13 protein-coding genes are annotated in these 14,201 nt (G+C 68.7%); 7 read left to right on the top strand and 6 right to left on the bottom strand.

The annotated features are described in order from the left end of the window. Window positions 1-314: 314 nt before the first annotated feature. Complete coding sequence (locus tag HD594_RS01445; RefSeq protein WP_184749245.1) at window positions 315-632, top strand: helix-turn-helix domain-containing protein; 318 nt, start codon at window positions 315-317, stop codon at window positions 630-632. A gap of 135 nt (window positions 633-767) precedes the next feature. Here HD594_RS01445 and HD594_RS01440 read toward each other — a convergent pair whose 3' ends face one another. The 6 genes from HD594_RS01440 to HD594_RS01415 form a co-directional block, all read right to left on the bottom strand. Then, complete coding sequence (locus HD594_RS01440) at window positions 768-1,349, bottom strand: beta-class carbonic anhydrase (RefSeq protein WP_184749244.1); 582 nt, start codon at window positions 1,347-1,349, stop codon at window positions 768-770. Window positions 1,350-1,646: 297 nt separating this feature from the next. Continuing rightward, window positions 1,647-2,981 carry an aminotransferase family protein gene (locus HD594_RS01435; protein ID WP_184749243.1) on the bottom strand — a complete coding sequence of 445 codons (1,335 nt, stop codon included), beginning with the start codon at window positions 2,979-2,981 and terminating at the stop codon, window positions 1,647-1,649. Next, window positions 2,978-3,499, bottom strand: coding sequence for an HtaA domain-containing protein (locus HD594_RS01430; RefSeq protein WP_184749242.1), 522 nt, complete (start codon window positions 3,497-3,499; stop codon window positions 2,978-2,980). Before HD594_RS01430 ends, HD594_RS01435 begins: the two co-directional genes overlap by 4 nt. A 10-nt stretch (window positions 3,500-3,509) precedes the next feature. Next, entirely contained in the window at window positions 3,510-4,628 is a 1,119-nt protein-coding gene (gene ald, locus HD594_RS01425) for an alanine dehydrogenase (protein WP_184749241.1), read from the bottom strand. Window positions 4,629-4,675: 47 nt separating this feature from the next. Continuing rightward, complete coding sequence (locus tag HD594_RS01420) at window positions 4,676-6,148, bottom strand: aldehyde dehydrogenase family protein (protein ID WP_184749240.1); 1,473 nt, start codon at window positions 6,146-6,148, stop codon at window positions 4,676-4,678. Further along, on the bottom strand, window positions 6,142-7,254 hold the full coding sequence (locus tag HD594_RS01415; protein WP_184749239.1) for a zinc-binding dehydrogenase: 1,113 nt from the start codon (window positions 7,252-7,254) through the stop codon (window positions 6,142-6,144). The genes HD594_RS01420 and HD594_RS01415 overlap by 7 nt, the downstream gene beginning before the upstream one ends. A 188-nt stretch (window positions 7,255-7,442) precedes the next feature. Between HD594_RS01415 and HD594_RS01410 the strand changes: the two genes are divergently transcribed. From HD594_RS01410 to HD594_RS01385, 6 genes are all read left to right on the top strand, one after another. After that, window positions 7,443-8,189 carry a type 1 glutamine amidotransferase gene (locus HD594_RS01410; protein ID WP_184749238.1) on the top strand — a complete coding sequence of 249 codons (747 nt, stop codon included), beginning with the start codon at window positions 7,443-7,445 and terminating at the stop codon, window positions 8,187-8,189. A 190-nt stretch (window positions 8,190-8,379) separates the two neighbouring features. Continuing rightward, a complete protein-coding gene (locus HD594_RS01405) occupies window positions 8,380-9,897 on the top strand; it encodes an APC family permease (RefSeq protein WP_184749237.1) in 1,518 nt (505 codons plus the stop codon). A 212-nt stretch (window positions 9,898-10,109) separates the two neighbouring features. Then, the gene (locus HD594_RS01400) at window positions 10,110-11,498 is read left to right on the top strand and encodes a glutamine synthetase family protein (RefSeq protein WP_184749236.1); all 1,389 of its coding nucleotides are present in this window, start codon (window positions 10,110-10,112) and stop codon (window positions 11,496-11,498) included. Window positions 11,499-11,549: 51 nt separating this feature from the next. Further along, window positions 11,550-12,314: an SDR family NAD(P)-dependent oxidoreductase gene (locus tag HD594_RS01395; RefSeq protein ID WP_184749235.1), complete on the top strand. Its 765-nt coding sequence runs from the start codon at window positions 11,550-11,552 to the stop codon at window positions 12,312-12,314. Further along, complete coding sequence (locus HD594_RS01390) at window positions 12,314-13,033, top strand: gamma-glutamyl-gamma-aminobutyrate hydrolase family protein (RefSeq protein WP_184749234.1); 720 nt, start codon at window positions 12,314-12,316, stop codon at window positions 13,031-13,033. The genes HD594_RS01395 and HD594_RS01390 overlap by 1 nt, the downstream gene beginning before the upstream one ends. Then, a complete protein-coding gene (locus HD594_RS01385) occupies window positions 13,026-14,201 on the top strand; it encodes a cytochrome P450 (protein ID WP_184749233.1) in 1,176 nt (391 codons plus the stop codon). The genes HD594_RS01390 and HD594_RS01385 overlap by 8 nt, the downstream gene beginning before the upstream one ends.

Genomic DNA, 14,201 nt, shown 5'->3' with positions numbered 1-14,201 from the left:
CCGTCGGGGCCACTCAAGCACTCGACGCAACTGCCGAACGTGCGGTGTGGACGAACTGTGGATAACTCGGCGGGCGCACGCGGAGACGGATGCCCGCGCGGCGGTCGAGCGAACAGTCCTCGATGCAGAGCGAGGTCGCGCGTCGGGCACTGTGGGGGGTCGCGACGGGCATGCGGGTGTGCGGGTTGACTCCCACCCGATGCGCACCGTCAGTCCGACCATGCCCACACTGTATAGCCGTATGGATGCAATGTAAACCGGTAAGCCGTATGGAACTCTCGACGACCGCAGGGGCTATGCGGAACAATGGCCCCATGCCCCGACTCGCGCAGCCCGCCGGCTCAGACGACGCCAAAGAGCCCGTCGCGATCCTCGGCAATCTGGTCAAGACCGGCATCGTCCGCGTTCTGCGCGCCGACCCCGACGTCACGATCAAGAACATCTGCGACGCTCTCGACCTCGGCCCGACAACCGTCCAGCCCTACCTTGCAGAACTCGAGGCCGCGGGCATCGTCATCGCCGACCCGCCGCGCACAGAGGCGCGCAAGGGCGCGTGGGTGAAGTACCGCGTCAACAACGAGGCGGTGACGGACCTATATCTCAGACTCGGGCTGGCTATCGGGGAGTTCTAGTGTCGTGCGTCTGAATCTCGTTGGCGGGTGGGGGGAAGGATCTCGTCGACGGTCTTGACCATGTGAAGGGTGGCAGCGGTCATTCCAGCCCTTCTTGCTGAGTGTCCGCCGGTCCGGCCGGGCCCGGGCGGGTGATCAGGCGGTCGCCCGGCCCGCCTCCGTGGCAGCCTCGATCTCGATCAGCCGGCCCGAGCGCACGTCGTAGACGAAGCCGTGGACGGGGATCCGCGCCGGCACCATCGGGCTGGCTTTGATGCGCACGACGTCGTCGACGACGGCCTGCGCCTGGTCGCTGATCGTCAGCCAGTCGACGGCGGCGCCGGCATCCGTCCCCGGCCCCTGCCCGACGTCGCGGAACCCGTCAGGACCGAGCTCGGCGGTCTCGAGGCTCTGCGCCAGCAACCCACTCATCACCTCGTTGGTGAAGAACTCCATGCCGCAGTCGGTGTGGTGAATGACGAAGAACTCGCGCGTGCCGAGGAGCTTGTACGAGATAACGAGTGAGCGGATCGCGTCTTCCGACGCCCGCCCCCCAGCGTTGCGGATGACGTGCGCATCGCCCTCGGCGAGACCGGCGTACTGGGCCGGGTCGAGACGTGCATCCATGCACGTCAGGATCGCGAATCCACGCGCCGGCGGCAGGGCGAGTTCGGACCGCGCACCGAAGTCGGCCGCATACGCGACGTTCGCCTCGAGGATCTCCTCACGAACAGACATGTTGTCCTCCTTCGCGGCGCGGGTCTGATGAAGCGCTCGCTCGAGTCACCGTAGGCGTCGATCGCGTGGAGGTGATCCCGTGTGTCGCGATATGACGCGGTGGGTGCGCGGCGGGGATCGGGTTCGAGGCGATCAGACCGAGGCTGCGATGCCGGCGAGGAGCGCCAGCTTGTCGGAGTCCGGGCTGCCCGGCTCGACGTGATTCCAATGTCACGCCGAGCGTGGAGTTCAGACGACGTCGGCGTGCGTCGGCCGACCGAGATCTGCGGATCCATTCGGATCCACAGATCCCCTCGGTCACCATGCCGACTCCATCTGCTCGAGCGCCCGACCGAGGCGATCGAGGAGGTCGGCGATCTCACTCTCTGTGATCGTCAGCGGCGGAGTGATGAGGATCGCGTTGTTGAGGGGCGCGATCCCGGCGGGGTAGACGATCAGGCCGTGCCGGCTGCACAGCTCGGTGAACGCCGTCGCCGTCTGACGTGCGGGATCGGGCGCGCGCGTGGTTCCCGCCTCGGCGGTGAACTCGAATCCCCACAGCAGTCCGCGGCCGCGCACGTCGGCCATGCGCGGATGGGCCTGCGCGAGCTGCCGAAGACCGGCTTCGAGCTGCCGGCCGCGTCGGCGGACGTTCTCGAGCACGGCATCGCGCTCGAGAACGTCGAGAACGGCGAGGCAGGTGGCGGCGCCGAGCGGATTGCCCGAGAAGGTGTGCCCGAACGGTGCGACGCCGCTGCCCGCGGCGAAGGCTTCGACGACATGTCGGCGCAGCAGGGCGCCGGCCACGGCGGCGTACCCGCCGCTGACCCCCTTGCCGAAGACGAGCACATCCGGGACGACATCGTCGCTGCCGCAGGCGAACCAGTCCCCAGTGCGCCCGAAGCCGGTGATCACCTCGTCGGCGATCATCAGGATCCCCAGCCGGTCGCACATCTCGCGCAGCGCCGACAGGTAGCCGGCGGGCGGGACGAGCGCACCGCCGGCGGCGCCGACGATCGGCTCGACGATCACCGCCGCGATGGTGTCAAGATCCTCGGCCCTCACCGCGGCCTCGAACTCGGCGATCGTCCTCGAGCAGTAGCCGGCCTCCGTCTCACCGGCTTCGGCGTAGCGCCACGCGTGCGCGGGGGGTGCGACGGGAAACGGATGCAGGAGGTTGCCGTAGTCAGGCCGACGTGCGTCGTGTCCAGACATCGAGAGGGCGCCCATGGTCATCCCGTGGTAGCTCACGGCGCGGCTGAGCACCTTGGTCTTCGCCGGGAGGCCGCGCTCCCGCCAGTAGCCGACCGCGGTCCGGATCGCGTACTCGGTCGCCTCGGATCCGCTGTTGACGAAGAAGGCGTAGTCGAGGTCGTCCGGCGCGTGCGCGGCGATCCGCGCCGCGAGGCGCTCGGCGGGCGCGTTCGTGAACTGGGTGCGGTACGTGAAGGCGACCGTGGCCGCCTGGGCGCGGATCGCGTCGGCGACCTCGGCGACCCCGTGCCCGATGCTCGCCGTCATCGCGCCGCTTGCGCCGTCCAGGTATTGGTGCCCCTGGTCGTCGTACAGGTATACGCCGCGTCCGTATTCGACCTGCGGATACTCCGCCAGGACAGTCTGTTTGAGCAGCGCGCTCGTCGGCAGCGATGTCATCTCGAACGCAGCGCTCCCTCGCCGCTCGTGGCGATGGCGCCGGCGGGAACGCGCACAGTGAGCGGCGCCAGCTGCTCGCCGTCGGTGTACGTCCCGCCGAACAGTTCCGGGCCCCCGCCCGTCAGCGCGACCGGGCACTCCAGCCACATGGCCACGTTGCCGTCCCGGATGGCGCGCGGCAGCTGCACGGTCGCGATGTGCGTTTCGGATTCGCCGACATGCACGCTGAGGTCGGCGAATCCGTCACGCAGCGTGATCCGCGGCTGCGTGATCGCCACGGAGAGCATGCCGTGATGCGCCGTGAAGACCACGCTCCCGCGGAACGTGAGGACGTCGCAGTCCGAGAAGCGACGCACCCCCGCCAGCGGGAAGAAGAACTCGCCGCCGCTGGTGACGGCAGCGCCGCCACTCCAGGCGATGTCTCCGTCGCGCATCCGACGGATGTACTGCAGAAAGGTGTCCTTGACACTCCAGGCGAAGCCGAGGTCGGCCCGAGCGGTGAACAGTGAGTCATCCATAGGTGCCTCCTCAGGCAGCGAGTGCCGTCTCGACCGAGGTCGTCGCGATGTCGAGGGCCTCCCCGACGGCGGCGTTGGTCAGTCGACCCTCGTGCGTGCTGAGACCCTTGGCCAGTGCCGCGTCCTCGGTCAGAGCGCGGCTCCACCCCTTGTCGGCGATCGCGAGGGCGTAGGGGAGGGTGGCGTTCGTCAGCGAGATGGTCGAGGTGCGGGGAACGGCGCCCGGCATGTTCGCCACGCAGTAGTAGATCGCGTCGTGCACCGGGAAGGTCGGGTCGTCGTGCGTGGTCGGGCGTGAGCCTTCGAAGCATCCGCCCTGGTCGATGGCGATGTCGACGAGGACCGAACCCGGCCGCATCCGGGCCACCATCGCGTCGGTCACGAGCTTGGGTGCTGCGGCGCCGGGGATGAGCACCGAGCCGATCACCAGATCGGAGTCGAGGAGGGTCTCGGCGATCGTGTACGGGTTCGAACGCAGCGTAGTGACACGACCGTCGAACCGTGCCTCGAGCGCCCGCAGGCGGGGCAGGTTGACGTCGAGGATGGTGACTTCGGCCCCGAGCCCGACGGCCATCGCGGCAGCGTGCTCACCCGCGACCCCGCCTCCGATGACGGCCACCTTGCCCTTCGGGGCACCCGGAACACCGCCCAGCAGCAGGCCGCGCCCGCCGGCGGTCTTCATCAGCTGGGTGGCCCCGACCTGGGCCGACAGGCGACCCGCGACCTCGGACATCGGCGAGAGCAGCGGCAGGCTGCGGTCGGCGAGCTGGACGGTCTCGTAGGCGATCGAGGTCGTGCGGGCCGAGAGCAGCGCCTCGGTCAGCGGGGCGTCGGCGGCCAGGTGCAGGTATGTGAAGAGCACCTGCTCCTCGCGCATCAGCGTGTATTCGCTGAGCACCGGCTCCTTGACCTTGAGGATCAGGTCGGCGTCGCCCCACACCGTCTCGGCTTCGGGGACGAGGTAGGCCCCGGCGTCGACGTATTCGGCGTCGGAGAACGAACTCCCTTCGCCGGCGCCGGCCTGCACGACGACCCGATGGCCGTGCTCCGTCAGCTCGGCGACGCCGGCGGGTGTCGCCGCGACGCGGTTCTCGTTGTTCTTCACCTCGGTCGGAACTCCGATGATCATGTGTCTCCTGCTTTCGTCGTACCGGGATCTAGTCCGGTGGTGCTGCTCTAGATCGGAAGGTTCGCTGCGTCGACGCCCACGACGCGTCGACCCTGCGAGAAGGCGACGCCGTGCGCGGGATCGTGGCCGCCGACGCCGGCGGTGCCCCAGAACGTCTGCTCGGAACCGTCTGCAAGGTCGGCCATGTACGTCCCGTTGACGCGTACTTCGCCGGCTCGGATCCGCGCGCCGACCTCCAGCGCGGCCTCTTCGTCCTCGCCGAACACGAACCCGTCCAGTCCTCCGCCGGGCAGATTCGCAGCCTGGACGGCCTCGTCGACCGACTCGACGGCGTGGATGGTGAGCGCGGGACCGAACAACTCGTCGGGCGCGTCCGCGGCACCGAGGCCCGTGACCAGGGCCGGACGGAAGAACCAGCCGTCCAGGTCCGGCGCCATCCCCACACGCCGCACTGTGGCACCGGCCTCGGCATAGGCGGCGAGCTGAGCCTCGAGGCGGTCGCGGTGCGCGCGGTAGGCCAGCGGACCGAGCTGCGTCCCGGCTTCGAAGGAGTGGTCGATCTGCAACTCGCCGGCACGTGCCGAGAGCGCGTCGACCAGCGGGTCGTGAAGTGCGGGCGGCACGAGCACCTTGCCGGGAGCCTCGCACCACTGACCGTTCAGCCGGGTGACGCCGGCGACGAGCATCTCCGCGGTCCGCTCGACGTCTGCATCGGCAAGCACGATCGCGGGATTGTTCGAGCCGAGCTCGAGTTGGACGACGGCGAGCGTCTCTGCCGCCGCCCGCGCAACGGCGCGTCCTGCGGCCAGGCCGCCCGTGAAGCTGATCGCGCGCACCCGGGCGTCGCCGGCCAGAGCGCTCCCGACGGCCGCGGCACCATGGACGAGCTGCGCCGTCGCCGCGGGGAACCCATGCTGGTCGAGCGCCGCCTGAAGCAGTTCGAACGCGATCTGCGCGCCGCCCGGCGTCCACTCCGACGGCTTCAGGATCACGGGGGACCCGGACCCGATCGTCGTGCTGAGCTTCGACACCGCGACGAACGTCGGTGCGTTCCACGGGGCGAGGACCAGCGTGGGCCCGAGCGCCCGGTTGAGCAGGCGCACCGTCCGTCCGTCCGCGGGGAGGACGAGGCCGTCGCCGATCTGGGTGGCCTGCCGCGCGGCCGACCGCACGCGGTCGCCGAGGAACGAGGCGAGCACCCGCGTGGTCGTGATGGGGTTCCCGTTCGAGATCGCGTCCTGCACCGCGATGTCCTCGGCGCGGAGGTCGAGCGCATCGGCCCACGATTCGAGAACGGCGGCGCGGGATGCGGCCGGCATCCGGTCGAGCGTCTGGGACGCGTGCAGCCGGTCGGCGGCGCGCAGCGCGTCCTCGACGTCGTGAGGTGTCGCGCCGAGCTGTTCGACGCGTTCGAGGCCCGTGTTGGGATCGTGCAGAACGCCCAGCCGTTCGGCCGGCGTGCGCCAGGCGCCGTCGACGAACAGGCGGCTGGCGACGACGGGGATCGTGTGCATCACCATGTCCCTTCTCCGAAAGAGGTGACCGTGCGAATGGACGACGGAGCTGCCATGGCGGCGAATCCCCCGTCGATGCCTTCTAGGGCGACGGTGCCGGTGACCATCGCATCCAGATCGAGTCGGCCGTGGCGGTAGTGATCGGTGAGCGTCAGCACGTCGGCGAGGAACCGGTTGCCCCCCATGTAGGAGCCCTGCACGCGTCGGTCTCCTTCGACGATGGCGGCCGCGTCGAGACTGATCCGGCTTCCTGTCGGCATGAGTCCGAGCAGCGTCGCGACGCCGCCCGGCGCGAGCAGCGCGAAGGCGAGTTCCGCCGTCGACGGTCGTCCCACCGCTTCGAAGACGTGGGACACGCCTCCCGGTATCAGCTCGAGCACGGCCTCGCGCACGTCACCGCTCGCAGATAGGACGGTGTCGGTCGCCCCGAGGCTCTTCGCCAGTGCGAGCTTCTCGTCGTGCAGATCGATCGCGACGATCCGCCGGGCGCCGCTGAGGCGAGCGGCCTGGATCGCCGCCATGCCCACGCCGCCGCATCCGATGACCGCGACGGTGTCGGTGGGCCCCACACCGGCTCCGTGGATCACGGCGCCGACCCCGGTGCTGATGCAGCACCCGAGAAGAGCCGCGACATCGGGCCGGATGTCGGCATCGACCACGGCCAGAGCGGCCTCGGGCACGACGATCGCCTCCGCGAACGCGCCGATCGCGCCGAGCGAGGTCACCGGAGCGCCGGCTCCGTCCGTGAGAAGCGGCTCGCTGCGCCGGCGCCGCTCTCCGACGCGACTGCACCGCGTGGGAGCGCCCGAGACGCACTCGGGACACTGGCCGCAGCTGGGAGTGATCGTGACGACGACGCGGTCGCCCACTCGCACGCGATCGACACCCGGCCCGCACTGCTCGACCACGCCCGACACTTCGTGACCGAGGACGGCGGGAAGTGAGATGTCGAGCGAGCCCGTGAGGTAGTGCAGGTCGCTGTGGCAGAGTCCCGCGGCGACCGTCCGTACCATCACCTCACCGTGGCGCGGCTCGTCCAGATGAAGGGTCTCGATCGAGAGCGGCTCGCCGGGTGCTCTCAGCACGGCGGCACTCACAGGGATGCGTGGCATGTCGTCCTCTCGGGGGTACCAGGGCATCATCACCGGCCGGAAGCGCGGCGGGGCGTGCACGATGCACGGTGATGACCACCCCGATGTGCGGACGAGACATCGGACTGTCCCATGCGAACCGGATGCTGGGGGCGGGCGTTGCACGTGGACGCTGCACTGCGCGAAGAGAAGGAAGGGAATCGCCACCCATGGGAATCAGCCGAACGATCCGGATCGCGGTCGTCCAGCCCGACGACAAATGCGACCTCGACCGGATGGGAGAGTGGCTGGAACAGGACGGCGTCGAGCTCCGGGTCATCCGACCCTTCGCCGGCGACGCCGTTCCGGCGTCGATCCACGATGATGCGCTCATCGTGCTCGGCGGCGCCATGGGCGTGCACGACGGGGATGCATACCCGTACATCGATGACATCAAGTCCCTGCTGCGGGCGACCGCCGATGCCGACCTGCCGACGCTCGGCGTGTGCCTCGGTGCACAGCTGCTGGCCGATGCTCTCGGCGGCGAGGTCGCGGTCGGGGGAGAGGGTCTGGAGAGCGGGCTCGTGCGCATCCGGCTCCTGGACGACGCCGTGGGGGACCCGCTGGTGAAGAGTCTTCCGGCGCAGATGCTGATGCCGTCGCTGCACTTCGACGCCATCACCCGTCTGCCCCGCGATGCGGTGTTGCTCGGGACCGGAGAGGTCTACCCGAACCAGGTGTTCCGCGTCGGCTCGTCGTGGGGTGTGCAGTTCCACCCGGAGATCTCGCCGACCCGATTCGTCGAGTGGCGCGACGAGGTGCCGATGCCCCTCCTCGCCGAGGTCGACGCGCAGGCGCGCGAATTCGAGAGCGCGGACACGGCGGTCAGCGATGACGCGCGCCACCTCACCCGCGGGTTCGTCGGGATCGTGCGGGGCCGGCGAGCCGATGCCGGGTCACGAGACGGACACTCCTGACCTCGAGCGAGTGGGCGTCATGCACACACTGCTCCGTGATGGTGTTCAGCGGCCACACGAGAAGCGGACGAAGCGCTCGCTACGGTCCCTCACAATCCGCGGACGAGGTTCGGGCGGTGCGCACGCATCGCCGGGTCGTCGAGCGGAACCACCCGGAATATCAGGCATCACGCACTGAGAGGTCACCCGAATGTCCACCACTACGAATCAGAAGCGATCGGCGGCCGAAACGTCGACCGACCTCATGAAGGGGTCGATCAGGTTCCTCACGATCGTCCTCATGGTGACAGCGGCCGCAGCACCACTGGTCGTCGTCAGCACCTACATCCCGATCTCCTACGCCTACGGCTCGGGATTCGCCACCGCACTGACCTACGTGTCCGCGACCCTGATCCTGCTGGTGTTCTCGGTCGGCTTCGCCCAGATGGCCAAGCGCATCACGGCGGCAGGCGCCTTCTACAACTTCACCACACAGGGCCTGGGGAAGCCGCTGGGTCTGGGCGCGGGCTGGACCGTCATGGCGGCGTACAGCATGATCGTCCCGGCGATCAGCGGTGGGTTCGGATACTTCGCATCCCACATGCTGGAGCTCTACCTCGGGTGGAGCGTTCCGTGGTGGATCTGCAGCATCGCGGCGATCGCGCTGATGTGGCTGATCTCGTACTTCGAGGTCACCGTCGCGGGCCGGGTGCTGGGGGCGGCGCTGACCCTCGAGATCATCGTCATCTTCATCATCGCTACCGCGGTGATCGTCCAGGGCGGCGCGCAGGGGCAGATGCCCGAGGTGTTCAGCCCGGCGCAGTTCCTCGCCGCGCCGGCGATCGGAATCGGCTTCTTCTTCGCATTCTGGTCGTGGATCGGCTTCGAGACGACGGCCATCTACGGCGAGGAGACCACCGACCCCAAGAAGGCGGTGCCGCGTGCGACCTACATCGCCGTCATCACGCTCGGTGTCTTCTACAGCTTCGCGGCGTATGCCGGAATCGTCGGCTTCGGCGACGAGACCATGTCGCAGGCCGAGTCGCTCCTCGGTGACTACTTCTTCGTGCTCGCAGAGATGTACACGTGGCAGCCGATCCGTATTCTGCTCGACTTCCTCGTGCTGACGAGCTTCTTCGCGTGCGCCTTCGCGTTCCACAACAACGCCTCGCGCTACCTCTACTCGATGGGCCGCGACCACATCCTCCCGCGCAGCCTCGGCCGCACCCACCCGCGCCACAAGTCGCCGTTCGTGGCGAACGGCGTGCAGGCAGCCGTCGCGATCGTCGTCGTGGCGCTGTTCGCGCTCGCCGGAGCGGACCCGCTCCTGCAGCTCGGTACGTGGCTGCCGATCTTCTGCACCGCGGGGGTGGTCTTCGTCCAGCTGCTCGTGTCGCTGGCGGTCATCGCCTACTTCAACAAGGTGGGACGGCACAGCGCGGGCGACTGGTGGAAGACGCTTGTCGCGCCCGTCGTGGGCGCGCTGGCTCAGGCCGTCGTGCTCGTCCTGCTCGTCATCTACATCCCGTTCCTCGCCGGGGCGGACGTGACGGTGGTCAACCTCATCCCGGTCTACGTGGCGGCGATCACGCTCGCCGGCGTCGGATTCGCCCTCTATCTGCGCAAGCGGCACGTTTCGCGCTACGACCGGATCGGCACGATCTACGACGAGGAGGAGCTGCCGGACGTCATGGCTGTGCCCCTCCCGCACCACGACGCCAAGGACTGATGCTCGTCCCTTGACGTGACGCGGCGCCCGGTGACGACTCTCGTGCCGGGCGCCGCGTTCGTGGTTCCTGCACCGTGCCCGGTCTGCACTCCGCCTCACCGAAGCATGGGCATCATGCACACTGCACCCCCACAGCCTCCGAATACTCTCGCAACACGCTCCACCGTCCACCGGCATCCGCCGGGCCATGAAGCCGAAAGCAGGCCGAAGCAATGAACAACGCAGCTCCCATCGAAGACGCCAAGCAGTACGTCGACGCCTTCATCAAGGAGAACGACATCAAGGTCTTCAAGATCGGGGCTGTCGACATCGACGGGCTCTGGCGTGGCAAGCGCCTCTCGGCGCAGTACTTCTCCGAGGCCGCCCACGCTGCCGGCACCAACATCTGCAACATCCTCTTCGGATGGGACCTGCACGACACCCCGATCCCCGGCCTCACCTTCACGGGCTGGCACACGGGCTACCCCGACGTCAACCTCCGTCCTGACCTCACCACGCTCCGCGTCGTGCCGGGCGAGCCGGGTGTGGCATCCGTCATCTGCGACCTGTACCAGCCCGACGGCACGCCGCTGGCGATCTCGCCCCGCGGGGTCCTGCAGCGTGTGGTGGACCGGGCGAACGCGCTCGGCTACGACCCCATCTGCGCGTACGAGTTCGAGTTCTACCTGTTCGAAGGGTCCCCCCGCGACCTCGCCCGAGGCAAGTGGCGCGACCTCGAGGCGATCACGACCGGGAACCACACCTACAGCGTCTACCGCGACACCGGCACCGACTACGTCATCGGCGAGATCCGCGACCGCCTGGCCGAGCAGGGGGTCTTCATCGAGGCGAGCAACAGCGAGCATGGCGCCGGCCAGTTCGAGGTCAACATCCACTACGGCGACGCCGTCCGCGCCGCCGACAGCGCGCTGATCCTCAAGAACACGGTCAAGGAGATCGCCGCGAAGCACGGCCTGACCGCGACGTTCATGGCGAAGGTGAACACCGAGCACGCCGGATCCTCCGGTCACGTCCATCAGAGCCTGGTCTCGTCCGACGACGGCGCATCGGTGTTCGCCAACCCCGCCGACCGCACCCAGCTCAGTGAGACCGGAATGAAGTACCTCGCCGGGCTCGTCGCCGGCACCCCCGACTTCACCGCGCTCTACCTGCCGACCATCAACTCGTACAAGCGGGTCGAGGGCGGCCAGTGGGCCGGGTCCAGCGCGACCTGGGGATTCGACAACCGCACCGTCGCCGTGCGCAGCATCCCCTCCGCCGGTCCCGCCGCCCGCGTCGAGAACCGCGTGCCCGGCGCCGACGCGAACCCCTACCTCGTGCTCGCCGCGAACATCGCATCCGGGCTCAGCGGCATCGAGAACGACATGGTCGCGCCCGAGCCCATCACCGGGAACGCCTACGAGCAGGATGCCGAGACCTCGCTGCGCCTGCCGAACACGCTCGCCAAGGCGACCGAGGTGTTCGCGCAGAGCGAGGTGGCCAAGGAGTACTTCGGCGAGGAGTTCGTGCGCCACTACGTCCAGACGCGGGAGTGGGAGATCCACAGCTACGCCACCGCGGTCACCGACTGGGAGATCAACCGCTACATCGAGCACATCTGATCCGATCCCGCTTCATCACCACACCCGCCTCATCAGAAGGAACCACCGCCCATGACCAATCGACTCGACGGCCGCATCGCCGCCGTCACCGGTGCCGCCTCCGGCAACGGTCGCGCCATCGCCGAGAAGCTCCTCGCGGACGGTGCGACGCTCGTCGCCATCGACCTCAACCCCGACGCGCTGGCGAGTGTCTTCGGCGACCGCCCCGAGGTCCTGCAGGTGCAGGCGGACGTCGCCGACGAAGCATCGGTCAAGGCCGGGATGGCGAAGATCGCCGAGGCCTTCGGGCGTCTCGACATCCTCGTCAACAACGCCGGCATCGTGAAGTTCGGGACCTTCGAGGAGCTCTCGCGCGCCGAGTGGGACCAGGTGTTCGCGGTGAACTCGACCGGGCCCTTCCTCGTCTCGCGCGAGGCGTACGGGCTGCTGCGCGCCGGCGACGGCGACCACACCCGCGCGATCGTGAACATCACCTCGGTCGAGGCCCACATCGTCATCTCCAGCAGCGGGCACCCCCAGATCCACTACAACGCGTCGAAGGGCGCGCTGCTGCAGCTGACGCGAGCGCTCGCTGTCGAAGCCGCCTCTTCCGGCATCCGCGTCAACGCCGTCGCCCCCGGCTTCATCGAGACGCCATTCACAGCCGAGGCGCTCGGCAAGGAAGAGGTGCGCAACTGGCTCCTCGAGCGCACCCCGATGGGACGCATCGGCAAGCCCGAGGACGTCGCGAACGGCGTGGCCTTCCTGGCCTCGGACGACGCCAGCTGGGTGACGGGCACGACCCTCTTCGTCGACGGCGGATGGACGATCTACTGATGGCCGCTCCGCTGATCGCCGTCACGGCGGACCGCAGCCTGCGGGAGTCCGCCTTCGGCCCCCGCGACTCGACGCTGCAGGTGGTGGAATACGCCGACGCAGTGGTGTCCGCCGGTGGCCGGCCCGCCATGCTCCCCGCGACGGAGGTCATCCCGACCGATCTGCTCGACGGCTTCGACGGGCTCATGCTCACCGGTGGCGGCGACCTGTCGCCCGAGCTGTACGGGCAGGAGCCCGACGAGAAGGTGTACGGCGTGAGCCCGATCCGCGACCGGTTCGAGGCGGCGCTCGTCGCCGAGGCGCAGCAGCGCGGCCTCCCGATCCTCGCGATCTGCCGGGGCATGCAGCTGATCAACGTGCTGCGCGGCGGAAGCCTTCTCCAGCACATCGACGCGCATTGGCAGACGCGCACGTCCCACGAGGTCGAGCACGACGTCGCCATCGACCCGTCATCCCGCCTCGCCGAGATCGTCGGCGCGTCCGTGATGGGGGTCAACAGCTACCATCACCAGGCCGTCGACTCGATCGGATCGGGCCTGCGCGTGACGGCTCGCGCGGGAGACGTCGTCGAGGCCTTCGAGGACCCCGACGCGAACCTGATCGCGGTGCAGTGGCACCCCGAGCATCTGTTCCGCGTCTCAGCCGACAACCATGCCCTGTTCGACGACCTCGTCGGCCGGGCGCGCGCACACAAGGAAAGGAACACCGCCCATGTCTGACCGAACAGTGCCACAGGACTTCGACTTCCACGGCAAGGCCCTCGACACCATCTTCGATGACTACGAGGCGATGCTCGCCGAGAAGCCCGTCGGCCACAGCTCGAAGTACGGCGGCTTCTGGTACATCTCCAAGAGCGACGACATCTTCGAGGCCGAGCAGGACCCCGACACGTGGTCGGTCGGCCCCTCGATGATCCTTCCGGGGTTCGGAACCGAGATGCCGCTCATCCCCATCGACATCGATCCGCCGACCCACGCGGGGTTCCGCAAGCTCCTGCTGCCGATGTTCACGCCGATGGCGATCAACAAGCTCGAGCCCGGCATGCACGCGACCGCCGAGGAGCTCGCCGCCGAGGTCAAGCAGGCGTTCGAGGCGGATGGTGTGGTCGATGTATCGCACCGCTTCGCGCGGCCGTATCCGACGATCATCTTCAGCCGCCTCGCCGGGTACCCCGAGGCGGACTGGCCGATGTTCGACCAGTGGATCGACGACATCATCTACGAGCGGACCAAGAGCCCCGAGACGGCGAACAAGGCGGGCGACGACCTCGTCGCGTACGTCCAGCGCCTGATCGACGACGGTCGTGCGGGCACCGCGCAGCACGGCATCATGGGCGATCTGCTCGACGCCAAGGTCGACGGCCGTCCGCTGACGAACGACGAGCTGATCTCCTACGGCTACCTGCTGTTCCTCGCGGGGCTCGACACCACCGCGTGGGCGATCCGGTCGTCGCTGTGGTACCTCGCCGGCAACCTCGAGGCGCAGCGCCTGCTGCGCGCCGAGCCGGACCGCGTCCCCGACGCGGCCGAGGAGTTCCTGCGGACGCTGTCGCCCGTGCAGGCGATGGCGCGCACGGCCAAGAAGGACACCACGGTGCGCGGCCAGGAAATCCAGGCAGGGGAGCGCGTCGTGCTCGTCTTCGGCGCCGGCAACCGCGACCCCGAGGTCTACGACAAGCCGAACGACATCGACATCACGCGCGAGAACAACCGGCACCTCGCGTTCGGCGGCGGCATCCACCGCTGCCTCGGCTCGAACCTGGGTCGCAAGGAGCTGGTCATCTCGCTCCAGCACTTCCTCGCGACGATCCCCGAGTTCGAGCTGGCCGAGGACGAGCCGTGGCACGGCGTCGGCTCGCTGCGCATTCGACTGACCGGAGGTGAGTGA

Source organism: Microbacterium thalassium, from assembly GCF_014208045.1.
In the GTDB taxonomy this organism is placed as follows: domain Bacteria; phylum Actinomycetota; class Actinomycetes; order Actinomycetales; family Microbacteriaceae; genus Microbacterium; species Microbacterium thalassium.
This window is presented reverse-complemented; position numbering and strand designations above follow the sequence as displayed.